The sequence below is a fragment of the Nocardiopsis sp. B62 genome, assembly GCF_018070675.1.
Classification (GTDB): Bacteria; Actinomycetota; Actinomycetes; order Streptosporangiales; family Streptosporangiaceae; genus Nocardiopsis; species Nocardiopsis prasina.
In genome coordinates this window covers 1-25,863 of sequence record NZ_JAGPXK010000010.1, presented here as the reverse complement: position 1 = coordinate 25,863, position 25,863 = coordinate 1, and the positions used below count along the sequence as shown (strand labels likewise).

17 protein-coding genes and 2 pseudogenes are annotated in these 25,863 nt (G+C 70.6%); 5 read left to right on the top strand and 14 right to left on the bottom strand.

Annotated features, from left to right (window positions below):
- Positions 1-3 precede the first annotated feature (3 nt).
- Together KBX21_RS13025 and KBX21_RS13020 are read right to left on the bottom strand one after the other, a co-directional pair.
- Entirely contained in the window at positions 4-522 is a 519-nt protein-coding gene (locus KBX21_RS13025) for a hypothetical protein (RefSeq protein ID WP_210842060.1), read from the bottom strand.
- Positions 522-1,094, bottom strand: a complete 573-nt coding sequence (locus tag KBX21_RS13020; protein WP_210842059.1) for an ATP-binding protein — start codon at positions 1,092-1,094, stop codon at positions 522-524. Before KBX21_RS13020 ends, KBX21_RS13025 begins: the two co-directional genes overlap by 1 nt.
- A gap of 471 nt (positions 1,095-1,565) precedes the next feature.
- Between KBX21_RS13020 and KBX21_RS13015 the strand changes: the two genes are divergently transcribed.
- The 3 genes from KBX21_RS13015 (at position 1,566) to KBX21_RS13005 (ending at position 3,292) form a co-directional block, all read left to right on the top strand.
- Complete coding sequence (locus KBX21_RS13015; RefSeq protein ID WP_049566729.1) at positions 1,566-2,414, top strand: helix-turn-helix transcriptional regulator; 849 nt, start codon at positions 1,566-1,568, stop codon at positions 2,412-2,414.
- Positions 2,415-2,423: 9 nt separating this feature from the next.
- Positions 2,424-2,612 carry a DUF397 domain-containing protein gene (locus KBX21_RS13010; RefSeq protein ID WP_082206260.1) on the top strand — a complete coding sequence of 63 codons (189 nt, stop codon included), beginning with the start codon at positions 2,424-2,426 and terminating at the stop codon, positions 2,610-2,612.
- A 191-nt stretch (positions 2,613-2,803) separates the two neighbouring features.
- Entirely contained in the window at positions 2,804-3,292 is a 489-nt protein-coding gene (locus KBX21_RS13005; RefSeq protein WP_049566732.1) for a hypothetical protein, read from the top strand.
- 96 nt (positions 3,293-3,388) lie between these two features.
- Here KBX21_RS13005 and KBX21_RS13000 read toward each other — a convergent pair whose 3' ends face one another.
- A complete protein-coding gene (locus KBX21_RS13000; RefSeq protein ID WP_210842058.1) occupies positions 3,389-4,375 on the bottom strand; it encodes an NAD-dependent epimerase/dehydratase family protein in 987 nt (328 codons plus the stop codon).
- A 63-nt stretch (positions 4,376-4,438) separates the two neighbouring features.
- Complete coding sequence (locus KBX21_RS12995; protein WP_049566739.1) at positions 4,439-5,299, bottom strand: alpha/beta fold hydrolase; 861 nt, start codon at positions 5,297-5,299, stop codon at positions 4,439-4,441.
- A gap of 62 nt (positions 5,300-5,361) precedes the next feature.
- On the opposite strand from KBX21_RS12995, the gene KBX21_RS12990 reads away from it, so the two are divergent.
- Positions 5,362-5,925, top strand: a complete 564-nt coding sequence (locus tag KBX21_RS12990) for a CGNR zinc finger domain-containing protein (protein ID WP_049566742.1) — start codon at positions 5,362-5,364, stop codon at positions 5,923-5,925.
- Positions 5,926-6,047: 122 nt separating this feature from the next.
- Here KBX21_RS12990 and KBX21_RS26625 read toward each other — a convergent pair.
- The 3 genes and pseudogenes from KBX21_RS26625 to KBX21_RS12980 form a co-directional block, all read right to left on the bottom strand.
- Positions 6,048-6,194 (bottom strand): annotated as a pseudogene (locus KBX21_RS26625) (RNA polymerase subunit sigma-24); the annotation flags it as partial.
- A gap of 62 nt (positions 6,195-6,256) precedes the next feature.
- On the bottom strand, positions 6,257-6,694 hold the full coding sequence (locus KBX21_RS12985) for a YciI family protein (RefSeq protein ID WP_049566745.1): 438 nt from the start codon (positions 6,692-6,694) through the stop codon (positions 6,257-6,259).
- A gap of 176 nt (positions 6,695-6,870) precedes the next feature.
- Positions 6,871-8,101: pseudogene (locus KBX21_RS12980) on the bottom strand (MFS transporter); the annotation flags it as partial.
- Between the two features lie 348 nt (positions 8,102-8,449).
- Here KBX21_RS12980 and KBX21_RS12975 point away from each other — a divergent pair.
- Entirely contained in the window at positions 8,450-9,091 is a 642-nt protein-coding gene (locus KBX21_RS12975; RefSeq protein ID WP_210842057.1) for an OB-fold-containig protein, read from the top strand.
- A 55-nt stretch (positions 9,092-9,146) separates the two neighbouring features.
- On the opposite strand, the gene KBX21_RS12970 is transcribed toward KBX21_RS12975, so the two are convergent.
- The 7 genes from KBX21_RS12970 to KBX21_RS12940 form a co-directional block, all read right to left on the bottom strand.
- The gene (locus KBX21_RS12970) at positions 9,147-10,433 is read right to left on the bottom strand and encodes an MFS transporter (protein WP_110051695.1); all 1,287 of its coding nucleotides are present in this window, start codon (positions 10,431-10,433) and stop codon (positions 9,147-9,149) included.
- A 172-nt stretch (positions 10,434-10,605) separates the two neighbouring features.
- A complete protein-coding gene (locus KBX21_RS12965) occupies positions 10,606-10,806 on the bottom strand; it encodes an MbtH family protein (protein WP_049566754.1) in 201 nt (66 codons plus the stop codon).
- 2 nt (positions 10,807-10,808) lie between these two features.
- Entirely contained in the window at positions 10,809-21,302 is a 10,494-nt protein-coding gene (locus KBX21_RS12960) for a non-ribosomal peptide synthetase (protein WP_210842056.1), read from the bottom strand.
- A 169-nt stretch (positions 21,303-21,471) separates the two neighbouring features.
- A complete protein-coding gene (locus tag KBX21_RS12955; protein WP_210842055.1) occupies positions 21,472-23,298 on the bottom strand; it encodes a non-ribosomal peptide synthetase in 1,827 nt (608 codons plus the stop codon).
- Positions 23,295-24,326, bottom strand: coding sequence for a TauD/TfdA family dioxygenase (locus tag KBX21_RS12950; protein WP_210842054.1), 1,032 nt, complete (start codon positions 24,324-24,326; stop codon positions 23,295-23,297). Before KBX21_RS12950 ends, KBX21_RS12955 begins: the two co-directional genes overlap by 4 nt.
- Positions 24,327-24,396: 70 nt before the next feature.
- Positions 24,397-25,191, bottom strand: coding sequence for a thioesterase II family protein (locus tag KBX21_RS12945; protein WP_210842053.1), 795 nt, complete (start codon positions 25,189-25,191; stop codon positions 24,397-24,399).
- 262 nt (positions 25,192-25,453) lie between these two features.
- Positions 25,454-25,863, bottom strand: a 410-nt coding sequence (locus KBX21_RS12940; protein ID WP_247665681.1) for a phosphopantetheine-binding protein, incomplete at its 5' end; no start/stop codon positions are given.

Sequence of the window (25,863 nt, the reverse complement as noted above, 5' to 3'; positions counted from 1 at the left end):
CTCTCAGGCAGCGGGCGGAGGTTCCGGGTCACTCCTGTGAACACCCAGGCGCCGGTGGGCGAGCAGCCGCAGGAGTTCGGTGCGATTGGGTGCGGTGATGCGCTCGTAGGGGTCGCCGTCACCGGTCCAGCCCAGGGGGCGGCGCGCCACGTAGACCTCGTTCGGGTGCTTGCCTTCGATGGTCATGTTCCAGTGCTTGTGCAGCAGGGTGCAGAGCACGTGTTCGGGAACCGGGAGACTCTCGCAGGGGTCGTTCTGCTTCGGGACCGCGCCCGCTACCGGCCTGTTGCCGGGAACGCGTGTGGGTGCGGGGTGGTCGTGGATGGCCTGGTCAATCAGCTGCATCGCCACCTCGGCGTCACTCTCCTCCCGGGCGATCCGCAGGGCCTCCAGGACCAGGGGGATGCGGTTGCGAAGGGTGTGGTTGTGCCACACGTCCAGCTGCGCGGGGGTGAGATGGGTGGGCGCGGTCAGGGCGTCCTCGGCAACGGCCAGCATGTCCCTGGTGTCGACGTCCAACATCAGCACTCCACCTCAGCTTCTTCGGTGTTGATCCGCGTCCGGGGGCTGTCAGCCAGGGCGTGGGACAGGTGGAACCAGACCTGCCGGAGCTTCGAGTTGCCGTTGTCTCCCCACCGGTCCGCCAACGCGTTGACCAGCCCCAAACCGATCCCCTGGCCAGTGGTGGAGCCGAGGGGGTCCAGGTTGCTGGCGGTGAGCGGGCCGGGGGCCATGAGGTGACGGGTGCCCTGGTCCTGGCAGGTCAGCGTCGTCCCGGTCGCGCCCCTGTCCACGGTGAGTGAGTAGGTGCTGTCGTGCTCACTCGACAGAGCGTGGGCGAGGGCGTTGTTGGCCAGTCCCGAGCCCAGGAGGGTGAACAGGAACTGGTGGTCCTTGCTGCGTTCGGCGGCGCTGGTGTCCCGGTACGCCCGCACCAGGGGCATCAGGCCAGGGAGTCCGGCGAAGGCGTCCTTGCGCCTACGGAAGGGCGTTCCCACGGTTCGGGAGAAGTAGTGGGCGTGGAACGGCTTGATGCAGCTGGCCAGGCGGACCGTCGACTCACGGTGGGTCAGCTCGGGAGAGAGCGCACTCACAGGGCAACCGCCCAACGCCGCAACCCGGCCATGACAGCCTCCAGGACCTGCATGGGGGCGGAATCGATCGGCCGCCGCGGCGAGGGGATCAGCGGCCCCCGAGAGCGAGAAGTGGTGCGGCCGGGGTTCGCGGCGAAGGCCCGCACACGCGCGGCCTGCCTGGGACGACGGCGATGGAACGCTCCGGACGCGAGATGGCACATGCATGCCAGCGCGGAGAGCTTCAGGGATCGGGGCGCCATGGGCGCACACCTCCGGTAAGGACCGTGCCGGGTGGGAAGCCCAGCGGGGAGCTTGGTGCCTCCCATGCTGACCCATGAAGAGCGAATCTGCAATATCCATGTCACATGGATAATAAGATCAGCGTGAATCAACCACACAATGTGAATGGTGCGACAAATGTCGGGTTTTCATGCACGGAGCGTAGGATCAGGAGCCCAGCCACCCCACGTCCGTAGGAGGGACGACACTTTGGCCGCCAGCCCCACACTGCGAAGAAAGCGCCTGTCACGGCAGCTCAATGCACTCAGGGCGGAGAGCGGCCTCACTGTGGACGCCGTCGCAAAGAAGGCGAAAGCGTTGAGACCCGACCGGCCGTGGTCTGCCGCCAAGCTCACTCGGCTGGAAACTCAGCAGTGGAAGCGGCTCCACACCGATGACCTGCTCGCACTTCTGGACGTCTACAGCGTCACTGACAAGGCGGAGCGGGCCTCCTACGTGCGCACCGCCACCGAGGCATCACAGACGGGTTGGTGGGTGAACTACTCCGACATCCTCGGCTCTGGCGCCTACGTTGACCTGGAGACTGAGGCCTCCCGTATCCGCACATACGAGGCCTTCTACATTCCAGGCCTGCTCCAGACAGAGGAGTACGCCCGCTCCGTCATCAGCGCCGGTGTCACCGACACCCGCCAAATTGAACGGCGCGTGGAGGCTCGGATGGTGCGGCAAGCGCTCCTCAGCCCTGATGCAGGACCGAAGCTGTGGGCGATCCTTGATGAAGCCGCCTTTCACCGAATTCCCGCCGCTGTCCTCCCCAGCCAGGTGGAACACCTTCTTGAAGTCCAAAAGCCCGATGCCCGGGTTCAGATTCAGATCCTGCCGTACAGCAGTGGGCCGCACGCAGCGATGACGGGCCAGTTTGTCATCCTGGACTTCCCAGCGGACCCGTCCACGGTGTACTTGGAGCAGTCGGTGAGCGGCCTGTTCCCGGAGGACCCCGTGGTCTTGGACCATTACGAGATGCTGTACGACCGAGTGCACGCCCAGGCGCTGAGCGTCGAAGCGTCGCGCGACTTCCTGAAGAACCTGATCGAGTAGAGGACCGTCATGCCTGCCGCATCCCAACTGGCATTCCGAAAGAGCAGCTACAGCAGCGCCACCGGGCAGAACTGTGTCGAGGTCGCTGACGTCCCTGGTCTGTCCGCCGTGCGTGACACCCAGAACCAGGAAGCTGGACACCTGGAGTTCCCCGCCCAGGAGTGGGCGGCATTGCTGTCCACTGCGATCCGCCCGTAGCGGTAACGCCAGTGGCCCCCGGTCAGTTGACCGGGGGCCACTGGCGTTCCTACCAGAAGCATCCCGCGAACACGGTGCCTCGCTGCCCCGCACGCGGATGTGCGTATGTAGTTCTAGGTGTACGCTCCTCCACAAGTGACTTTTGATGTAATACATCGAGTGACAATCAGCGGCCACATTTCGGAGGAGACGTGTCTGATCGCAAGACCGAGGATCTGGTCACTCTCAAGGAATGGGCCGCCCGGTGCGGATACAACCATGACTACGTGGTGCGCGTCATGCCTCGTTACTACCCCGACTTCCCCGCCCCGGAGCGCACGCGCCTCGGGGCGAGCGCCAGGGGCGGTGGTGGAGGCAGCAACCTGTACGACGCGGCCAAACTGGCCCCTTTCGAGCCGCACGGGCCCGACCCGGTGGAGCTGGCCGAGGAGGACCTGGACAAGCAGGTCACCCTGGGTGGGTTCGCCAAGTTGATCGGGGTCAACACCGGCAGCCTGGTCCAGGTCAAGGACGACCGCCCGGACACGCTGCCCTTCACCGTGGACGGCCAGCGCCACTGGTACCCCCGGGCCAGGTACTACGCCCGCGATCTGCTGTTGATGTGGAACAACCGTCCTGGCGCAGGGGCTGGCTCGGACAAGCGCCGCCCGGCCCTGCCCTGGCACCGCCCTACCCCGTGAAGTCGTGAGTTCTGGCACCGGGCCGACCCAGCCCTGACTCGACGATGCCCCTCAATCGAAGCCTCGCCCCAACCCGAAGGCCAGCTTCCAGGAACCTCACAACCCCAGGACGCGGGCCTCGACCTCCGGGTCCAGGCCCACCTTGGGACGGTCCGGTCGCTGCTCTGCTTCCCCGCCCACGGACTCCAGCCACGCCCAGGTGTCCGCGACGGTCTCCTCCACCGGCCTACAACGCAGCCCGGTCGCGAGCGCGCGGTCGACGTTCCCCTGATGCAGGAACCCGTGCAGCTCGCCCGGGGGCAGCCAGACCGGCAGCTCCCGCCAAGGAGCGATCCCGGCCTCCGCGATGACCTCGGGTGAGGTCCAGCGGAATTCCGCGTCGGAGCCGGTGACCTCCCTGCACGCCGTCAGGAAGCCCTCCATGGTGGTGTGTCCGATCGGGCTGACCATGTTGTACGGCCCGTTCAGCCCCTTCTGCGCCGCGTCGAGGGTCCAGGCCGCGAGGTCGCGCGCGTCGACGTACTGGAGCGGGAGATCCCTCGGCCCCGGAGCCAGCACCGGCCCGCCCCTGGCGATCCGGCTGAGCCACCACGGCAACCGACCGATGTTCTCGTACGGGCCCAGAATGAGCCCCGCGCGGACGAACAGCGACCGGTCACCGAACACCGCCTCCGCCGCCAGCTCACCGCCGCGCTTGGCCCGCGCGTAGTCGGTGCCGTCGTCGTCAACGGAGGCCTCCACCACGGGGGCGTCCTCGTCGGCTCCGGGCGCGGCGGGCGAGACGTACACGGAACGGCTGGAGACGTAGGAGTAGTGGCCGACCCTGCCGTGCAGCAGCCGGGCCGCGTCAGCCACCGCCACGGGGGCCTTCGCCCAGGTGTCGACCACCAGGTCCCACTCCCCCGACTCCAGGGCGGCGAGCCCGCCCGGCTCGGTGCGGTCACCGTGTCGGACCTCGGCCCCGTCGGGCGCCGCGTGCGTCCCCCGGTGGAAGACGGTGACCTCCCAGCCCCGGGCGACCGCCTCCTCCGCGACCGCTCGCCCCACGAACTCCGTACCGCCCAGAACCAGAAGTCTCGTCATGCGGCCAGTCTGGAGGGTGGTCCCGGGCCGACGCCAGGGTTCCTGCCCACGGCAGAACCGGGGTCAGGCGGTGCCGCGCCGGTCCTCACCGGGACCGAGGAAGCGCAGGAGCCGCTCCGCGGTCTCGTCCGGGGCGTCCTCGGGGAGGAAGTGGCCCGCCCCCGCGATTCTCTCCTGGACGGCGGCCGGGATCGCCGCGGCGAGTTCGTCGCCCATCGCGGTGGGCATCCAGCTGTCATCCTCTCCCCACAGGACCAGGGTGGGCACGGTGACCTCGCCCAGCCGGCGCACGACGTCCTCGGTGTCGCGGTAGCTGACAGCCGCGACCTGATCAATCCAGCGCCGCTGCCCCTCCTCACCAGCCCACGGCGCGAGGTAGGCAGCCGCGACCTCGTCGGTCATCGGACGGCTGGTGGCAGTGTGCACGCGGGGGTTGATGATGTCGGCGAACACGCTCGGCTCCATGGTCGCGTAGACGTCCGCGTGACGCTGCATGTGTTCGGTGAAACGGGTGTTCCACGGGCCGATGACGGCGGCGTCCAGCAGGGCGAGGCGGCGCGCGGGGACCCCTTCTACGAGGTGGGCGCGCATGACCACACCGCCACCGATGTCGTGTCCGACCAGGTCCGGCGCCTCCAGGTTCCAGTGTTCGACGAGCTCGGCCAGGGCGCGGGCCTGCCGGGCGATCGACGGGGCCACCCCCGGTGCGGGGTGGGAGCTTCCGAAGCCGAGCATGTCCCACACGTGGACGGTGTGCTCCCGCGCGAGGGCGGGGACGACCCCGCGCCAGAGGTAGGACGACGCCGGGGTGCCGTGGACCAGGACCACGGGCGGGCCACCGTCCCCGAAGACCCCGGTGAGGACCTCGCCGCCGGAGAGGCGGACGCGGTCGGTGAGCTGCCAGTTTTCGGTGTCGGTCGACACAGCGAACCCCCATGTAAGGCGTGTAATCTATTTTCAACGCTTACGCTAGCATGGAGTAAGGCTTGAAAATAGATTTCACCGATTACATCCCCGGGGCGGCCCTGGCCACCGACCTGGTCAACACCTCTCCCCAGGTCCGCGAGGCCGGAGACGCGCTCTCCGGCACCGGGGCGCTTCGGGAGTTCCTGGCCGAGAACGGCGTCGACTGGGGTGAGCCGAGCCCGGACGACCTCGAGGAGGTGCTGACCCTGCGGCGCCGGGTCCGGGGCATCCTGGAGACGGAGGACGAGAACGAGACCGCCGAAGCCGCCAACGACCTGGTCGCGCGGGCGGCTGGCGGCCCCTCCCTGGAGCGCGACGCTGACGGCCGGTGGCGGTGGTACGTCGGCATCGTGCCGGACGCCTCGTTCGCGGACCGGCTGGCGGTGCTCGTCGGAACCGGGCTCCTCGGCGTCCTCGAGGTCCTGAGCCACGACCGGTTCCGGTACTGCGCCTCACCCCTGTGCGAGGGCATGTTCGTCGACACCAGCCGTGCGGGGCGACGGCGCTACTGCACCCCGAGCCTGTGCGGGAACCGACTCAACGTCGCGAACCACCGGGCCCGCCACTCACAGGACCGCCCCTGACCGTCCGGACCCGGGCGCGTTCCAGGAGAAGGCCACGTTCGCCTTCGTTACGGGTGAGTTCGGTCGGGCGGACGGACTCCGCGCGCGCTCCAGTCGGTGTCCTCGGGTCGAACCGGACGCCGCTTCTCCAGGGCGGAGACCAGGGCGTCCTGGCGGACTCCTCAGCGAGCCCGGCCTCCCCGACCATGCCGGTGAGCGTGGCGACGAGGCGGGCCGACTCGACGCGCCAGAACCGCCTCCACCTCGCGTCCGACGCCGGTGTGGCCCATGGGTCCTTCGCAGCACCACGGGCCACACCGGTGCAACGGGGTCCGGAAACCCGGGGCGGAGCTCAGCCGTTGCGGCTCTCCTCCTGGGCACGCCGTTCGCGCTCGTGCTCCTTGACCTCCTCGGGCATGCCCTCGAGGTCCTCTAGCTCGGCGATGCGCCGCAGCTGGAGCTTGAGTTCGGTCGGATCGCCCTTGGCCGGGTGCGGGCACCGCTTGGCCCACTCCAGGGCCTCCGCGTGCGAGGACACCTGGAGCACCCAGTACCCCGCGATGAACTCCTTGGCCTCGGTGAAGGGACCGTCCAGCACCGTGGCCTCACCGTCGCTGAAGATGACCTCGGCCCCGGCGGAGGTGGGCGCGAGCCCCTCCCCTGCCAGCAGGACTCCGGCCCGGATCATCTCCTCGTTGTACTTGCCCATCTCCTCGTAGACCTCGGCGCCGACCTCGTAGTCGGCGGCCTCGGTCTCGGGAGTGCTCATGATCGACATCAGGTAGCGCATGGTGTTCTCCGCTCTTCGGGTGTGGAACGGGGTCCGTTCCCCGCTCTCACCCGTACGTCGAACGGGGCGGGCCGGAACGACACACTCCTCGGAACTGTTCCTACTTTTTCTCCTGCCCGCTTCCGACTCATGTTCACCCAGGTCAGCGACATTTCCCGAGGCCTCGGCCATCGCAGCGGCCCCGTGTTCGTCGGCCTGGGCAGTGACCCGGCGCAGCGCGGACGCGGACAGGAGCAAGGCGACGAGGACCACCACGCCCGCGGCCACCGGAACGTAGGACAGCTCGACCCGGCCGAGCGCCCCGCCCAGCAGGGCACCGATCGGGGAGAAGCCCGCACCGGACACCTGGACGCAGGACATCACCCGGCCCATCTGGGCACCGGGGACGATGAGCTGGATGGCGCTGAGCATCACGATGTTGGAGGAGGTCAGGGCGAACCCGATCACCGTCCAGGCCACCGCTGCCGCGTAGGCGTTGGGGGCGAGGCCGAAGGCGACGCTGGCCACGGACGCCAGAGTGAAGAGCGCCATCTCCGTGCGGAACCGGCCGAGTCGACCGACGATCCGGCTGACCGTGGAGGCGCCCAGCAGCGCACCCACCGCGGAGGTGCCCAGGAAGACGCCGTAGAGGGCCGCGGGGACCCCGAAGTGGTCCCGGACCAGGAGCACCATGACCGAGGACTGGGCGGCGAAGGCCATGTTCATGACCACGTTGAACCCCAGGATCGGCCCCAGGGAGCTGCCACGGAAGACGAAGGCCAGACCCTCACCGATGTCACCGAGAACCGAGCGCACCGCACCCTTCCCCTCCCTCTCCTCGGCCCAGCCCTCGGGGCGGCGGGGGCGGCGCACCGCCAACGGCAGGCCGAGCAACACCAGGGCGCCCAGGACGTAGGCTCCGGCGTTCACGGCCAGCGGCAGGAACGCCGCCACCGCGAACAGGAAGCCGGCGATGGGGCCACCCGCGAACTGCTGCGTGACCGTCCGCCCGCCCACCAGTCGGCTGTTCGCGCGTTCGAGCGCACCGACCGGAGCGATGTCCGGCAGCATCGCCTGCCCCGCGAGGTCGTAGAACACCTCGCAGACCATCACCGTGAACATGACCGCGTACAGCGCCCAGATCGAGGCATGACCGGTGACGATCAGCAGGGACAGGGCCACGAGTGCGCCGCCCCGGCCGACGTTGGTCAGGACCATCAGACGCACCCGGTCGACCCGATCCACCACCACTCCCGCGATCAGGCCGACCAGCAGCCAGGGAAGGAAGCGGACGGCGGTCAGCCCGGCCACCAGCAGGGGGTCGTTGGTCAGCATGGCCGCCACCAGCGGCAACGCGACGAGCGTCATCCCGTCGCCGAGGTTGCTGGACAGACTTCCCGCCCAGAAGCGGTGGAAGTCCCGCCCCATCGGTGGTTTCGCCTTCTTCCCGGGGAACGCCCGGTCGGGGGATGCGCTGTTCACGTGGGGGATGTCGCTTTCACAAGGTGGGGGCTGCTCCTGCCGGGTCCAGGCTCCCCGGCAACGGTCAACTCCGGGTCACGGGGCCCTCGTCGTTCACGTCCCATGGACGGGCCCGGACGCCGCTCCGCCCTGTTCACGAGCACTCCCATGGAACGAGCGCTCCGCCGCGTGGCCGGTTCAGGACAGGCCGCGAACATGACCACAACCGGTCAGGAGAGGCCCCGGGGGCCGTCCTGAACTGGGGCGTTCGGTAGAGTTCCGGGACGGTTCGAACAGCGCGAGCGGGGGCACGGGATGGGCGTTTTCCTGAGTGCCGCCTTCGGGTTCCCCACGGTCCTGTTCACACCGATGCTCATCGTCGTCCTGGGCTACTGGATCTTCGTGATCGTCGGCGCCGCCGACACCGAACTGCTCGACAGCGTGGACTCCAACGGCGACGCCGTCGGACTGAGCGCGTTCCTCAGCAGGGCGGGACTCGGCCGGGTTCCGGTGACCGTGGCCCTCACTCTGCTGATCTGTGTCGCCTGGTTCGCCAGCATGATGGGAAGCATCTTGACCACCCTCGTCGACACCACCTCCACCCCCCTGCTGTACGCCCTCGGCGCCGTGGTGCTGGTCATCGCCCTGGTCGTCGCCTGGGCCGTGACCAGCGGCGTGGTCATGGGGTTCCAGCGCTTCCTGCCCGCGCGCGGTGGCGACTCCAAGCACGAGCTGGTCGGGCGCACCTGCGTCATCCGGATCGGTGAGGCCCGCGAGGACTTCGGCCAGGCCGAGATCACCACCGCGGGCGGTGCCTCCATCTCCATCCCCGTACGCACCATCAGCGGTGAGGTCCTGTCCTCGGGCAGCACCGCGCTGATCTTCGACCACAGCTCGGACGACGACGTCTTCCTGGTGACCGCCTTCGACGCGGCACTCGACCCCGGCCAGAACTGACCGGGGCCGCCGTCCGAGTCCCTCTCCGCAGGGCGCTCCGGTGCGGGACGCCCGCCTACTCCCCGTTCTCCGCCTCCTGACGGTCCCTGTCCTCGGCCTCGTCCGCGCGCCGTGCCATGGTCCGCAGCGCGGGCAGGAGGAGCAGGGTGGCGGTGATGACGACCACCCCGCCGATCAGTGACGGCAGGCGCAGGTCGACGCGGCCGAGGAAACCGCCGATGAGGGCGCCCACGGCGTTGAAGGTCATCGCGAAGATCTGCACGGACCCCAGCACCCGTCCGCGCAGTTCGGCGGGGATGGCGAGCTGGGCGACCCCGATGGTGACGGTGTTCGACAGGGCCATGGCCACCGCGATCAGGGCCCAGAAGAAACCGGCCACGTACGCGTTGGGCGACACGATGAACCCGATGCAGCCCACTCCCATGACCGTGAAGGCGATGACCTGGGTACGGAAGCGCCCCAGGAAGGCGACCACGCGCGAGACCGAGAGCGCTCCGAGCAGCGCCCCGACGGCGGCGGAGGAGATGAACACTCCGTACAGCGCCTCCGGTACCCCGAAGTGCACCCGCAGGATGAGGACCAGCACGGACGACTGGAGCATGAAGCCCATGGCCACGAGCGAGCCGTGCAGCGCCAGGTACCTGAGGGGCCGGTCGTTCCAGAGGAACGTGGTCCCCTCGCGAACGGAGGCGAGGATGGAGACCGCCGGAGTCCGGGCGTCCCGTACCGCGGCCCGGGGCCGTCGTGCGCTCAGCGGCAGGCCGATGAGGATGAGGGCGCCGAGGAGGTAGGCGCCGGCGTTGACCGCGAGCGGGAGAGCCGCCGCGACCACGATCAGGAGACCGCCGATGGGAGCCCCGCCGAAGTCCTGGACGACCACCCGGCCGCCGACGATGCGGCTGTTGGCCCGGTCCAGGGAGGTCTTGGCGACCAGTTCGGGCATGAGGGCGCGCCCGCCGATGTCGTAGAACGCCTCGCAGGACATGACGACGAACATCACCGCGTAGAGGGTGAGGATGGTGGCGTTGCCCGCGGCGACGACCACCGCGAGCGCCACCAGGGTGGCGGCGCGCACCAGGTTCGCGACGATCAGCACCTTGCCCCGGTCGAGGCGGTCGACGAGCGCGCCCACGAACAGGCCGAAGATCAGCCAGGGCAGGAAACGCACGAAGGCCAGCCCGGCGACCAGGACGGGGTCGTTGGTGAACATGGCCGCCATCAGCGGAAGCACCGTCGCCATGATTCCGTCGGCCACGCTGCTGCTCATGCTCCCGACCCAGAAGCGGTTGAAGTCGCGGCCCAGGCCACGGACCGGTCTGCCCGGTCTGGTCTGTACGGACATGGTCTCTACTCTCGATTCCTGGTGCTACCGGCTGGTGGGGAGGAGGGGCGCGGACGGGGAGACGGGGTGGGACGGGCAGGGGCGGCGCGGGTGGCGCCGCCGGGCCGCCGGTGTGTCCGGGTGCGGGCCCGTCGCGCGGGCCCGCACCAGAGGGTGGAGCGGTGGTACTCGGTCAGACGGCGGCGAGGCTACGGGGCCGGATGTCGGTCCAGTTCTCCTCGACGTAGCGCAGGCAGGCCTCGCGGGTGTCCTCCCCCGCGACGACGTCCCAGCCAGCGGGGACGTCGGCGAAGGACGGCCACAGGGAGTGCTGGCCCTCGGCGTTGACCACGACGTAGAAAGTACCCTCGGCGTTGTCGAACGGGTTGTTCATCGTCAGCTCCTCAGCTGTTCGAAGATGGTGGATTCCATCTGGGCGGACACCAGTCGACCGATCAGTCCCACCGACTCCGGGCGGGTCATCCCCATGTGCGTGGAGTCGATGTCATGGACCTCGATGCGGCCGTCGATGTGCTCCTTCCAGTACTCGACCTCGGGCGAGTACTCGTTCCTCCCGCGCGTTGCGCGGAAGAAGACCGTGTCCCCGGTGAAGGTTCCGGGAGTGTGGTGGTTCATGACGACCGCGTGGTTGACCGCGGCGTCCACGAGGGCGGCCAGGTCGGCGGGGGCGAACTCGGCCAGAACGGGATCGCCCTGCCGTACCCGCCGGACCACGTCCTCGCGGTCGATCGGGGCTCCCACGGAGTCGACGCCGGGTGGGACGTCGAGCATCATGGCCAGCACCTCGTCATGGGAGAAGTCGGTGCGCTCGGCGCCGGGCGGTACGGGATAGGAGTCCATGAGTCCGAGGAAGGACACCTCCTCGCCCGCGGCCTGGAGGCGGACCGCCATCTCATGGGCGACGAGGCCGCCGAACGACCACCCCAGCAGCCGGTACGGGCCGTGGGGCCGGACGGAGCGGACGCGCTCCAGATAGTCCTCGGCGATCTCGGCGACGCTGCTCGGCAGCTCACCCGGGACCGTGAGCGCCCGCGTCTGCAATCCGTACAGGGGCTGGTCGCCGGGAAGGTGCTGGACCAGGCCGGCGTAACACCAGCTCATCCCCGCGCCCGGGTGCACCGCGAAGAGCGGGGGGCGCTCTCCGTGCTTGCGCAGGGGAAGCAGGACCTCCAACGCGCCCGCGGTGTTCTCCACCGGGGCGTCACCGGTGACCTGCTGGTCCCCGCCCGGCTCGCCCGCCAGCGCCGCGACGGTCGGCGAACGGAAGACGTCCCGGACCCTGAGCTCGATCCCCAGGTCCGCGGCGGCCCGGCCGACCAGCCGGGCGGCCAGGAGCGAGTGCCCGCCGAGGTCGAAGAAGGAGTCGTCGATCCCCACCCGGTCCAGGCCCAGGATCTCCGCGAACAGCGCGCAGAAGGCCTCTTCTCGGGGTGTGCGGGGCTCGCGGCCCACGGCGGTGGGCGTGTACTGGGGCGAGGGGAGGGCCCGCCGGTCCAGTTTGCCGCTGGAGTTCAGCGGGAGGGTGTCCAGGACGACGGTGGCCGCGGGGACCATGTACTCCGGCAGCGATCGCGCGGTGTGCGCGGCCACAGCTTCGGTGTCGATCCCGTGGCCGTCCTCGGCCACGAGGTAGGCGACCAGCCGCGGGTCGCCCGGCCGGTCCTCACGGACCACGGCGACCGCGTGGGCGACGGCCGGGTGCGCCGAGAGCACGGCCTCGACCTCGCCGAGTTCGATGCGGAAGCCACGGATCTTGACCTGGTCGTCCTCACGCCCATGGAAGCGGATGTCGCCGTCATTGGTTCGGGAGACCCGGTCTCCGGTCCGGTACATGCGGGAGCCGGGTGAGCCGTGGGGATCGGTCACGAACCGTCCAGCGGTCAGGCCGGGCCTGTGCAGGTACCCGCGTGCCACGCCGTCACCGGCCAGGTACAGGTCACCGACGACGCCGTCCGGCACCGGTCGCAGCCGTTCGTCCAGGACGCGGGTCAGCGTGCCCGGAAGGCCCCGGCCGATGTGCGGGTGCGCGCCGGTCACCTCGGCCATCGTGGCGTCGACCGTGGTCTCGGTGGGGCCGTAGAGGTTGAACGCGGTGACGTCGTCCGCCCCGGCGGCCAGATCGGTCCACGTCTGCGCGGGCACGGCCTCCCCGCCCAGGGCCAGGCGCAGCGGCCAGGCCCCGGCCGGTCGGGGGAGAAGCCTGTCGCGTACCAGTTCCCAGTGGGTGGGGGTCAGGTTCAGGTAGGTGACACGGTGCCGGGCCACCTCGCGGACGAAGGAGTCCGGTTCGTCACGGATCTCGTCGGCGACGACCAGCACCGTGTCCCCCCGGCAGATCGCGCCCCACTGCTGGATGGAGGCGTCGAACGCGGCGCTCGCGGTCCAGGCCGAGACCCCGGGTTCGGGCAGGTGGTAGCCGCTCTCCTCCAGAGAGGCGACCAAGTGGGCGAGGTTGGCGTGGGTCACGGCCACGCCCTTGGGTCGGCCCGTCGATCCGGACGTGTAGATCACGTAGGCGAGGGAGCCGGGGTGCCGGGAGACACCGGGGTCGGTCGCGGGCGCGTCCGGCCCGGCCGCCTGTTCGTCGGCGACCAGTACGTGGGTGGAATCGGGGAGCGCCCGCACCGCCTCGTGCACGCGGTTCCGCGCGTCCGTCAGCAGCAGTCCCTCGCCGGCCTCCTCCAGGATGGCGGTGATCCGTCCCGCGGGGTTGCGCGGGTCCAGCGGCAGGAAGGGTGCGCCGCTCCGGAGCACGGCGATCATGGCGACGACCAGGTCGGCCGAACGCCCCATCAGGAGGGCCACCGGACGGTCCGCGCCAGCGCCCAGACCGATCAGCGTGTGGGCGAGGCGGTTGGCCCGCGCGTCCAGCTCGCCGAAGGTGAGTCCGGTGTCGCCGAAGAGCACCGCGGTGCGGTCCGGCGTGCGTCGCACCTGTTCCGCGAGCCTTTCGAGGAAGGCCGGGTGCCGCTCTCCGGGGTCAGGGTGCGTCTCGGCGGGCCGTCCGACGCGCTCGTGCGGCATGAGGACGTCGAGTTCGTCGAGGCCCTGGGAGGTGTCGGCGCCGAAGGCCTCCATGACGGCCACCAGACGCAGGAGCAGGGACCGCGCCGTCCGTTCCGTGAACAGGCCGGTGGCGTACTCCAGTGCGAGGACCGCGGGCCGGGTGCCGTCCGGGGAACGGTCGGCGAAGGTCAGGCCGAGGTCGAACTTGGCGGTGTCGATCTCCGCCCGCCCGTAGCGGTCGGCGTCCTGTCCCGAGGCGCCCGGTCCGGCCGAGACCTCGCCCGTGGCCAGGGAGAGCATGGCCTGGAAGAGGGGGTGGTGCGCGGTGCTACGGGTGGGGTTGACGAGCTCCACGACGTGCTCGAAGGGCAGGTCCTGGTGGTCGAACGCGGCCAGGTCCGCCTCGCGGACCCGGGCCAGCAGGTCGCCGAGGGTGGGGGACCCGGACGTGTCGGTGCGCAGCACCAGCGTGTTCACGAAGAACCCGACCAGGTCGTCGAACGCCGGGTCCGTCCGGCCCGCCACCGGTGTGCCGACGGCGATGTCGTCGCCGACGCCCATCCTGGTGAACAGGGCGGCGAGCGCGGCGTGCACCACCATGAAGAGTGTGCAGTCGTGTTCGCGGGCCACCCGCCGGAGCCCTTCGTGCACCTCGTCCGTCAGGTCCGCCGTGACGGTGCCGCCCGCGTGGCGGGCCTCGGCTGGCCGCGGGAAGTCGAGCGGCCACTCCGCGACCTCGGGCAACCCGCTCAGGGCCCGCTCCCAGTACCGGGACTGTCGGCTGTGGGCCGATTCCGGGTCGCCGGGATCGCCGAGGAGGTCGTTCTGCCAGAGGGTGTAGTCCGCGTACTGGACGGGCAGCGGCCTCCATGCTGGGGCGCGCCCCCCGACGCGCGCCTCGTAGGCCTCGTGGAGGTCCCGGAGCAGTGGCGCGAGCGACCAGCCGTCACCGATGGCGTGGTGCATCTGCACCACCAGGGCCGACTCGTCCTCCCCCGCGAGCAGCAGGTCGGCACGCACCAGCGGGCCGTCCTCCAGGTCGAAGACGTGCGTGTCGATCTCCCTGAGGACGTCCGGGATCTGCTCGGGCTCGACTCCGCGCACCCGGAGGCGGATCGCGGAGCCGTCAGTGACGTGCTGGTAGGGCTCGCCCTGGTCGGTGGGCAGGACCGTGCGCAGCGCCTCGTGCCGTTGGACGACGTCCGCGAGCGCGGCCGTCCACGCGTCAGGGTCGGGTCGGCCGTCCAGGCGCAGCACGGTCTGGATGTTGTAGGCGCGTTCCTGGCCGTCGATCTGGTGCAGGAACCACAGCCTGCGCTGGGCGAAGGACAGCGGGAGGCGGGCAGGCCGCGTCTGGGGCACCGCCCTGGGTCGGGCCGGGCGGTCCCCGGCTGCCTCGACCAGGCGGGCGACGCCCGTGACGGTGGGTGAGGAGAACAGCTCGCGCAGCTCGACGTCGGCGCCGAGGACGGAGCGGACGCGTGCGATGAGCCGGGTGGCGAGCAGGGAGTGGCCGCCCAGGTCGAAGAACGAATCATCGATCCCCACCCGGTCCAGGCCCAGGACCTCGGCGAACAACCCGCACAGGATCTCCTCCCGCGGATTGCGGGGGGCACGGCCGGAACCCACGGCGTCGAAGTCGGGTTCGGGCAGGGACCTCCTGTCCAGCTTGCCGTTGGCGGTCAGCGGGAGCTCGTCCAGGACCATCACGGCGGAGGGAACCATGTAGTCGGGCAGGACCTCGGCGACGGCGGCCCGGACCTGCGCGCCTGCCAGGACCGTGCCCGCCGCGGGGACGACGTAGGCGACCAGGGCCATGACCCCGCTGTGGTCCCTGCGGGCCGTGACGAACGCCTGGGCGACACCGGGCACAGCGGCCGCGACGGCCTGGATCTCTCCCGGCTCGACCCGGAACCCGCGGACCTTGACCTGGTCGTCGGCGCGGCCCAGGTACTCGATTCGACCGACCTCGACCCAGCGGACGAGGTCCCCGGTCCGGTACATGCTGGAGCCGGGCCCGCCGAAGGGGTCGGGCAGGAACCGTTCGGCGGTCAGGCCGGGAAGTCCCACGTAGCCGTGCGCGAGTCCGTCCCCGGCCACGTACAGCTCACCCGGGACTCCAACGGGTACCGGGCGCAGACGCTCGTCGAGGACGTAGCCGCGGCGGTTGGCGAGCGGTCCCCCGATGGGCACGGGGCCGTCCCCCTGGTCGCGGACCTCGTGGGAGTGGGTGAACACCATGCTCTCGACCGGCCCGTACCCGTTGCGCAGACGGGTGTCGGGGAAGGCGGCGCGGAAGCGGCGCATGTGCTCCGCGGACGGCTTCTCACCACCGACGTGGACTTGGAGCACGCCCTCGAAGACCTGGGGATACTCGTCCACGACGAGGTTGAACAACCCCGTGGAGAGGAAGAGCGAGTCGACGCCGTGCCTGGCGACGAGCTCGGCCATGCGCGGGGCCTCGGGGACCTGACCGGGGTGCAGGACGCACACCGATCCGCTGAGCAGCGCTCCCCAGAACTCAAGCACGAAGGCGTCCCAGGAGACGGGTGCGGACTGGAGCCAGACCCGGTCGGGGCCCAGGTCGGCGTAGTCCTGACCGGTGAAGGTGGACACGATGGCCCGGTGCGGGGCGAGCACCCCCTTGGGGACACCGGACGATCCGGAAGTGAACATCACGCAGGCCGTGCTCAGCGGCGAAAGGTCCAGGGCGAGGTCGTCCCCGTCGTGTCCGTCGATCTGCGCCCCGACCGTGTCGACCGCGATGGCGTGCGGGGTCCCGATCTCGCGCCGCAGCAGGCCGGCGCGGGTGAGAACGAGGCGGGTCCCCGACGCGGACGCCATCGCCGCCAGCCGGGTGTCGGGGAAGGCCGGGTCCAGGGGGGTGTACCCGGCACCGGCCTTGAGCACGGCCAGCAGCGCGACGGCGTACTCGACACCGCGCTCCATGAGCACGCCGACCATGCTGCCCGGGGCGACGCCGTTCTCGCGCAGGTGTCGGGCGAGCCGGTTGGCGCGGGTGTTCAGTTCGGCGTAGGTGACCTCGGTGCCCTCGAAGACCAGCGCCAGGGAGTCGGGTGCCGCAGCGGCCCGTTCCTCGAACAGCGCGTGCACGAGAGCCGAGGGTTCACCCGCCGCGGTGTCGTTGACCTCGTGCACCAGCGCGCGGAACTCGTCCCCGGTCAGCACCGCGATGTCGGCGATCCTGGCTTCGGGGTCGTCGGCGACGGCGTTCAGCACCCGGATCAGGCGTTCGCCGAGGTCCTCGGCGGTCCGGCGGTCGAACAGGTCCGTGGCGTAGTCCACGACGGCGGTCAGGCCGTCGGGCCCCTCCCCGAAGGCGAAGGTGAGGTCGAACTTGGCCGTCTTCCAGCCGAAGGGCTCACGGTCCGCACGGAGCCCGGACAGGCGGGGCTCCACCACGGCGTTGTTCTGGAGGACCATCATCACCTGGAACAGGGGGTGATGGGCGGTCGAGCGCTCCGGGTTGAGCTTCTCCACGAGCAGGTCGAAGGGGACGTCCTGGTGGTCGAAGGCCGCCAGGTCGGTCTCCCTCACGCGTTCGAGCAGGTCGGTGAAGGACGGGTCGCCGGAGGTGTCGGTGCGCAGGACGAGCGTGTTGACGAAGAACCCGACCAGGTCGTCCAACGCGGGGTCGGCGCGTCCCGCGATCGGGGTGCCCAGCGGGATGTCCTCGCCCGCCCCCGAGCGGTTCAGGGTCACCGCCAAGGCGGCCTGGAGCGCCATGAACAGGGTGCAGCCGCGGGCGCGGGTGATCTCCTCCAGTCGGTCGCGCAGATCCGCGCCCAGATCGAACACGATGCTGTCGCCCCGGTGCGAGGGGGTCGGCGGTCGGGGCCGGTCCAGGGGCAGTTCGAGGACCTCGGGAGCCCCGTCGAGGGCCCGCCGCCAGAAGTCGAGCTGACGGGCGGCCACACCCTCGGGGTCCCGCTCGTCCAGGAGCTCGTTCTGCCAGAGCGTGTAGTCCGCGTACTGCACCGGCAGCGGCTCCCACTCGGGCGCCCCGCCAGCGAGGCGCGCGGCGTAGGCCTGGCACAGATCGCGAACGAGCACACCCTCGGACCAACCGTCGGTCGCGATGTGGTGCATCAGCACCACCAGCACCGACTCCTGGTCGCTGACACGGAGCAGCGCGGCACGCACCGGCAGGTCCTCTGCCAGGTCGAAGGTCCGGTCGATGAACTCCTCGATCGCGCCGGGGACGTCGGACTCGGCGCGTTCGCTTGTCTCGAAGCCCAGCCGGGCACGGGCCTCTCCGGTTCCGAGCACCTGCTGGTGGAGCTCTTCCCCGTGCTCGGTGAGGACGGTGCGCAGGATCTCGTGGCGGTCCACGGTGTCGCCGAGGGCCGCGCGCAGGGCACCGGAGTCGAGGGGCCCGCGCAGGCGCAGGGCGACGGACACGTTGTAGGTGGCGGAGGCGCCCTCGATCCGGTTCGCGAGCCACAGTCGGCGCTGGGCGTAGGACAGGGGAGCCAGTTCACCGCGATCAGCGGGGACCAACTCCGGACGGGAGGTCACCCCCCGCCCTCGAGCGATCACCCGGTCCACACCCGCCACCGTCGGATCACGGAAGAAGTCCCGGACCCCCACTTCGGCGCAGAGCACCGACCGCACCCGCGACACCAGGCGCAGCGCCAGAAGCGAGTTGCCGCCCGAACGGAAGAAGTTCTCCCCCGGCTCCACCGACTCCCGACCCAACAGTTCCCCGAACAACCCGCACAGGATCTCCTGACGCGGAGTCAGCGAACCAGAGGCCGCAGCCTCGTCGTCACCGGGCGCGGACGCGGCCAGCGCGCCCCTGTTGGTCAGGGCCGCGCGCTCTTCGTCCGTCAACCCGATCGCCGCACCCGCCACCGCCCCGGTGTCCCCGGCCATCGCTCGCAGCACCCGATCCAGCACCGCGACCAGCGCTCGAACAGTCGAGTCGTCGAAGAGGTCGACGGCGAAGTCGACCGCGCCCCCGAGCCCGGCGGGTGCGCCGCCGCCGTCCCGGTTCTCGACGAAACCCACGGCCAGGTCGAACTTGGCCACACCCGTGGTGACGGTGGTGACCTCCGCACCGTCGAAGCCGGAGGCGTCCGCGAAGGCGGGATTCAGCGCGACCGTGACCTGGAAGAGAGGATGGTGGGCGGTCGAGCGCTCCGGGTTGAGCTTCTCCACGAGCAGGTCGAAGGGGACGTCCTGGTGGTCGAAGGCCGCCAGAGCGGTCTCCCGGACTCCGTCCAGGATCTGGGCGAAGGTCTTCTCCCCGGACACGTCGGTGCGCAGGACGAGCGTGTTGATGAAGAACCCGACCAGGTCGTCCAGCGCGGGCTCGGTGCGTCCCGCGATCGGGGTGCCCAGCGGGATGTCCTCACCCGCCCCCGCCTTGGACAGCGCGATCGCCAGCGCGGCCTGCACCACCATGAACAGCGTGCAGCCGTGCTCCTTGGCCACACGCGCCAGGGCGGTGTGCAGCTCCGCGTCCACCTCGAAGTGGACGCTCTCACCCCGGTGCGAGGGGACCTCGGGTCGGGCCCTGTCCAGGGGCAGTTCGAGGACCTCGGGAGCCCCGTCGAGGGCCCGCCGCCAGAAGTCGAGCTGACGGGCGGCCACACCCTCGGGGTCCCGCTCGTCCAGGAGCTCGTTCTGCCAGAGCGTGTAGTCCGCGTACTGCACCGGGAGCGGCTCCCACTCGGGCGCCCGACCCGTGCTGCGCGCGGCGTAGGCCTGGCACAGATCGCGGACGAGCACACCCTCGGACCAGCCGTCCGTGGCGATGTGGTGCATCAGCACCACCAGCACCGACTCACCGGGACCGCAGTCGAAGTGGCGGACCAGGACGGGCCGGTCCACCGCGAGGTCGAACGGCGTTCGCGCGAACTCGCCCACCAGCGCGTCCACCTCATCGGGAGCGCACTCCACCACCTCGAACCCCGGCAGGCCCTCCCCCGGACCCAACACCCGTTGGAAGGGCTCGCCCCCGCGCTCCCCGTAGACCGTCCGCAAGACCTCGTGCCGCTCGACCACGTCACCCAACGCCGTCTCCAGAGCGGCGGCGTCCGCATCGGCGCCGAACCGCACCACCACGGGCACGTTGTAGGTCGAACTCGCCCCTTCGAGCCGGTTCACGAACCACAGCCGCCGCTGCGCGAAGGACAACGGAGAAAGCTCCCCACGCTCCACGGAGACCAACCCCGGCCGGAACGCCACCGCCCGCCCCCGAGCGATCACCCGGTCCACACCCGCCACCGTCGGATCACGGAAGAAGTCGCGCACCCCCACCTCGGCGCAGAGCACCGACCGCACCCGCGACACCAGACGCAGCGCCAGCAGCGAGTTACCACCCGAACGGAAGAAGTTCTCCCCCGGCTCCACCGACTCCCGACCCAACAGTTCCGCGAACAACCCGCACAGGATCTCCTGACGCGGAGTCAGCGGGCCGGACGGTGAGTCGACGACGGTCGCCACCGCGCTCACCGCGGGCGTACCGCGATCAGTCAGAGCCACCCGCTCCGGTTCCGTCAGCTCGACGCACTCGCCCACGGTCGATTCCGGGTCCCCGGCCATGGCGCGCAACACCCGCACCAGGACCGCGCCCAGGGCACGGACCGTGGCGGCGTCGAAGAGGTCACACGCGTACTCCACAACACCGGACAGCCCCGCCGCCCCACCCGAACCGTCCCGGCGCTCCACGAAGCCCACCGCGAAGTCGAACTTGGCCACACCCGTGTCCACGGGGACCAGCTCCGTCGTCACCGCCCCGGCGAAATCCGGGTCCGCGCCTTCCCCCTGGGCTCCGTTCACGGCGACCGTGACCTGGAACAGCGGGTGGCGTCCGGGCACGCGCTCCGGGTTGAGGGCCTCGACCAGCAGGTCGAAGGGGACGTCCTGGTGGGCGTAGGCGCGCAGGTCGGCCTCGCGCACCTGCGCGAGGAGCTCCGAGATCGTCTGGTCCGGGCGGACCCCGGTGCGGAGCACCAGGGTGTTCACGAAGAACCCCACCAGGTCCTCCAGGGCCTCCTCGTCACGACCGGCCACCGGGGTGCCCAACGGCACGTCGTCCCCCGCGCCGGCCTTGGAGAGCGCGACCGCCAGCGCCGCCTGCACCACCATCAGCAGGGTGCAACCGTGCGCACCGGCCACCTCCAGCAGGCGTGCGTGCAGGTCCGCGTCGAGGTCGAGGGCCTCCTGCGCGCCCCGGCCCGTGGGCGTGTCCGGACGTACTCGGTCGAAGGGAAGCTCCAGGGATCCGGGCGCCCCCTCCAGCGCGTCCCGCCAGAAGTCCGTCTGCTGTGACAGGAGACTGTCCGGGTCCTCGGGCGAGCCCAGGACGTCCCGCTGCCAGAGGGCGAAGTCCGCGTACTGCACCGGCAGCGGCTCCCACTCGGGTGCCCCGCCAGCGAGGCGCGCGGCGTAGGCCCGCCCCAGGTCCCGCACGAGCACGCCCTCGGACCAACCGTCCGTGGCGATGTGGTGCATCAGCACCACCAGCACCGACCCACCGGGACCGCAGTCGAAGTAGCGGACCCGCACCGGCCGGTCCACCGCGAGGTCGAACGGCGTTCGCGCGAACTCCCCCACCAGCGCGTCCGCCCCATCGGGAGCGCACTCCACCACCTCGAACCCCGGCAACCCCTCCGCCAGCCCCAACACCCGCTGGAAGGGCTCGCCCCCGCTCTCCCCGTAGACCGTCCGCAACACCTCGTGCCGCTCGACCACGTCACCCAACGCCGCTTCCAGAGCGTCGGCGTCCAGACCGGCACCGAAGCGCACCACCAACGGCACGTTGTAGGTCGAGCCCGCACCTTCAAGCCGGTTCACGAACCACAGCCGCCGCTGCGCGAAGGAAAGGGGGATCACGGTTACTCCTCATGGGAAAGGGTGGTGCCTTCGTCCGCCGGAAACGTGGTGTGCGGCGGTTCTCACCCGGGTTCGGGCGGTCCGGCGGTGCTCCGGGAGGGACCGCGGACGCGGTGGTCCCCTCCCGGGCCGGTCGGAACTGCGTGGCTCTCCGGTCGAGAGCATCCGCTCAGTTCGCTGACTCGATGACGGACGCGAGGTCGCGCAGCTTCGGGTTCTCGTAGACGGCCTTGAGCGGGATCTTCACCCCCAGCTGCGCCTTGACCTGGGAGACGAGCTTGATGGCCAGGAGCGAATGGCCTCCGAGACGGAAGAAGTCGTCCTCCGCCCCGATCACGGGGACTCCGAGGACTGTGGCCCACACCCGCGCGATGAGCTGCTCCACGGAGCTGAGCCCCTCGTCACCGGAGTCCTCTCTGCCGACGGGCTCGGGGTCGGGCAGGGCCGCGCGGTCCAGCTTGCCGCTGGGGGTCCTCGGAAACTCGGCGAGCTCCACGTAGGCCGCGGGTTCCATGTAGCCGGGCAGGCTGGCGGCGGCGAGGTCGCGCAGCTCCCGGTCCAGGCCGCAACCGTGCGACCGGTAGTAGGCCACCAGCGCGGGCCCTCCGGTCAGGGACCGTGGGTCGACGACGACCTCGGCGACGGCGGGGTGCGCGCCCAGGACCCCCTCGACCTCGCCGGGCTCGATGCGGAATCCGCGCAGTTTGACCTGGCGGTCGCCGCGGCCCAGGTACTCCAGGCGGCCGTCGTGGAGTCGGCGCGCCAGGTCACCGGTGCGGTACATGCGCGAGCCGTCGGCCGCGGCGATGTCCGGGACGAATCGCTGGGCGGTCAGGCCGGGCGCTCCTCGGTAACCGCGGGCCACCCGGTACCCGGCGAGGTAGATCTCGCCGGTGACCCCCTCGGGCACGGGCGACAGCCGCTCGTCGAGCAGGCGCAGTTCCAGCCCGGGTAGGACCCGGCCGATGTGCGGTTCACGGGAGGAGTCGATCCAGCCGGCCGTCGCGTCGACAGTGCACTCCGTGGGGCCGTAGACGTTGACGGCGCGGATCGAGCCCCGCTCCGCCATCGCGCTCAGCCGGTGCCACAGGGGCGGGCTGACGGGTTCTCCGCCGACGAGCAGCGTGAGGGGCCCCGGACGGTCTCCGCCCAGGTGCTCCTCCAGGTGGTCCAGGAGCAGGTCGGCGTGGGAGGGGGTGATGTCCAGGTCGGTCAGACCCTGCTCGCTGATGAGCCTGGCCATGGCCGCCGGGTCGGACCGGACCTGGTCGTCGAGGGTGACGACGGTGTCACCCCTGCACAGACGGGTCCACTGCTGGACGGAGGCGTCGAAGGAGGCGGAGGCGTTCCAGCCCACGCGGCCCCCGGGGGGACCCGCGAGGTGCTCGCTCTCCAGGTCCGCGAGCAGGGCCGAGACCGATCCGCGGGAGACCTCCACGCCCTTGGGCCGCCCTGTGGATCCGGAGGTGTAGATGACGTAGGCGAGGTTGGCGGGGCTGACGGCCGCGGGCAGGAAGGGTTCCTGGGCCGCCTCGACCGAGGTTCCGTCGGGCGCGATCCGGCAGAGGGCGACGGTCTCGGGGAACGTGCCGTCCGAGGCGCCGCAGTCCTCGTGGCCGCCCGTGGCGGCGCCGCAGGACACGACCACCAGATCGGCGGCCGCGTCCTCCAGCAGGTGTCTGCGGCGCTCGACGGGCAGGGCCGGGTCGACGGGCAGGTAGGCCGCGCCGACCGTCAGGGTGCCGATCAGGCCGAGGACGAGATCGGCGCCTCGCGGCATGCAGAGGGCGACGACGCGCTCGCGCCCGATCCCCCTGCCGACGAGTTCACGGGCGACGCGGACGGCTCCGGCCCTGAGCTGGTCGAAGGTGAGGACGCGGTCGCCGTCGACGACGGCGTCGCGGGTCCCGGGTACTTCGGCGAGGCGGTCCAGGAGGTCCCGGGCCCCGCTGTGGCGCCCGGCCACGGAGTCGAGGGACTCGATCGGGGTCGTCACCGGACCGTCCCGCCCTGGCTCGCGCCGGTCGCCGGAGGAGCGGTCGGTGCGCAGTCGGCGAGCGGCACCGGGTCGCCCATGGCGACGAGGATCTTCCGGTCTCCCTCGAAGGCCTCACGGCCGTGGGCGTTGAGGATGTTGTCGACCATCAGCAGGTCGCCGACCTGGTAGGTCTCCCTGCGCGTGGCCCGGGAGTAGGCGTCGTTGAGCGCGTCGGCCTCCTCCCGGGTGAGCGGGGTGCCGTCACCGACGAAGGTCTCGAAGGGCAGGCCCTCCTCGCCGTAGGTCTCCAGCAGCACGTCGCGGACGTCCTCGTCCAGGGACCAGCGGCTCCAGAAGGCGGCGTGGTTGAACCAGACCCGCTCCCCCGTACCCGGGTGGGTGACGATCGCCGACCGGCGCTGGCGGGTGCGCAGGGTCTCCTCGTCGAGCCATTCGCAGCCGATCACGTTCTCCGCGCAGTAGGCCTCGACCTCAGCGGGGGACTCCGTGGCGAAACTGGTCTGCCAGGGCAGACCGGCCAGAGCCGAGTAGTTGCGGACCAGCAGCCAGCCGTGTTCCTCGAACCTGCGACGCAGGTCCTCGGGGACCAGCTCCAGCACCTCGCGCATGTCGCCGACGGTCGTCGCGCCTCCCTTGTCGGGGGCGACGACGCAGCAGAAGAGAAGCGTGCCCGGGAAGTCGAGGGTGTAGCTGTTCTCGTTGTGCAGGCGGATGGGCTGGATCGCGGGCAGGTCGGTGGACGAGAACACGCCGCCGCCGAAGTCGGTGCGCGGGGTGGCCTTCTCCTTGTAGGCGGCGGGCTGGGGCAGCAGGACGTCGCGGACCCGGCCGAAGGCGGCGGCGTCCTGGACGGGAAGACCCCTGACCAGGACGCTGCCCGCTGAGGTCAGCTCCGCGGTGATGGCGGGGCGTTCGCGCTCCAGGACCCGGACGGCCTCGTCCATGTCCCGCACACCGGGGAGTTCGATGATCGAGGGTTTGCCCGCCTCACGGCGGACCACGGCCTTCTCTGTTGTCAGCGACATTCTTCCTCCGTTTTCCTCGCGGGCTCGCACCCGCTCTTCTCGCTTTTCGCTCCGCGCCCGGAGCCTTTTCTCAGGAAGCGTGTACGGCGGTCATCGAGGCGGTGACCGAACCGATGATCTCCATGAACCGGGCCAGGTTCTCCTCGCTCTCGTCGAAGTAGAAGTGGCCTCCGGGAAGGGTCTCGACACAGGTCTCGCCCTGGGTGACGTCGCGCCATTCCACGAGGTCGCCGACGGGGACGATGGGGTCGGACTCACCGCCGACGATCGTCAGCGGGAGGTGGAGACTGCGTACCGCGTCATCGCGCCGGTAGGCGTCGTCGATCGAGAAGTCCGCGCGGATCGACGGCAGGATGATCTCCCGCAGCTCGGGCTCGTCGAGGATCTCGTGATCGGTGCCCCCGCGAGCCTTGATCGCCTCCACCAGTTCCTCGTCCGAGAGCGTCTCGGGCAGGACCGGGCTGGGGTTGGGCAGGAACGGGGCACGGCAGGCGGACCCGATCAGGGCCACCGGCGGCCGTCCCGCCGCGCTGAGGCCCCGGGCGACCTCATAGGCCACCAGGGTCCCCATGCTGTGACCGAGTACCACCAGGTCGCGGCGGTCCCCGGCGAGCAGGGACACGATGGGGGCGACCAGGTCGTCGACGCTCTCGGGCAGGTCGTCGGTGAAGCGCGAGCCACGGCCGGGGTACTGGGCGACCAGGAGGCCCACGTCCCGGGGAAGGTGATCCTCCCATTGGGCGTAGTAGTGGGCGTTGCCTCCGGCGTGGGGCAGGATCAGCAGGGAGAGGCCACCGGGGGCGGAAGGGCTCCGCAGTTCCCACAGCACCTCGCTCGCGGCCGCGTTGTTTCCGAATTCCGTCATTCCGTTCCGCTCCAGATCGCTGTTCAGAGCCGGTTCGTGTTTCCGGGAATCCCGGGCCCGAATCGGTTTCCTTGTTCTGCTACACCGGTCGAATAACGGAAACGTACGCCGGAATTCCGGGCGCACGGGGCAGGAAGTGACGGCAAGGAAGCGGCAGTTGGGGCCGGTCCGCTGCCTGCCGGTGGACCACGGGGGTCATCCGCTGGGGAACGACGAAGCGGCCGGAGCCCCGGTCAGGGGCCCGGCCGCTTCGCGGGACGGATCAGCCGTCGAGTTCCACCCCGGCGCGGGTACGGCGCCTCAGCGTCGGGCGTGCCCGGGGCGTCGGCACCCGATCAAGGCGCCGCGCCAACTGGGCCACCGTGGGGGCGCGGAAGACGTCCTCCAGAGTGGCCTTGGCGTCCATGGCCGAGCGCAGACGTGTGAGGAGTCGGGTGGCGAGCAGGGAGTGGCCGCCCAGGTCGAAGAACGAATCATCGATCCCCACCCGTTCCAGGCCCAGGACCTCGGCGAACAACCCGCACAGAATCTCCTCCCGAGGATTACGGGGTTGCCCGCCCGAGACCGAGGCCGTGTAGTCCGGTGCGGGCAGGGCCCTCTTGTCCAGCTTGCCGTTCGCGGTCAATGGCAGCTCGTCCAGCACCACCACCGCCGACGGCACCATGTGCTCGG

What these genes read in the sequence shown, in the direction of transcription:
- KBX21_RS13025 (WP_210842060.1), bottom strand. Translation starts at nt 522, where the DNA reads ATGTTGGACGTCGACACCAGGGACATGCTGGCCGTTGCCGAGGACGCC.
- KBX21_RS13010 (WP_082206260.1), top strand. Translation starts at nt 2,424, where the DNA reads ATGCCTGCCGCATCCCAACTGGCATTCCGAAAGAGCAGCTACAGCAGC.
- KBX21_RS13000 (WP_210842058.1), bottom strand. Translation starts at nt 4,375, where the DNA reads ATGACGAGACTTCTGGTTCTGGGCGGTACGGAGTTCGTGGGGCGAGCG.
- KBX21_RS12985 (WP_049566745.1), bottom strand. Translation starts at nt 6,694, where the DNA reads ATGCGCTACCTGATGTCGATCATGAGCACTCCCGAGACCGAGGCCGCC.
- KBX21_RS12975 (WP_210842057.1), top strand. Translation starts at nt 8,450, where the DNA reads ATGGGCGTTTTCCTGAGTGCCGCCTTCGGGTTCCCCACGGTCCTGTTC.
- KBX21_RS12970 (WP_110051695.1), bottom strand. Translation starts at nt 10,433, where the DNA reads ATGTCCGTACAGACCAGACCGGGCAGACCGGTCCGTGGCCTGGGCCGC.
- KBX21_RS12965 (WP_049566754.1), bottom strand. Translation starts at nt 10,806, where the DNA reads ATGAACAACCCGTTCGACAACGCCGAGGGTACTTTCTACGTCGTGGTC.
- KBX21_RS12950 (WP_210842054.1), bottom strand. Translation starts at nt 24,326, where the DNA reads ATGTCGCTGACAACAGAGAAGGCCGTGGTCCGCCGTGAGGCGGGCAAA.
- KBX21_RS12945 (WP_210842053.1), bottom strand. Translation starts at nt 25,191, where the DNA reads ATGACGGAATTCGGAAACAACGCGGCCGCGAGCGAGGTGCTGTGGGAA.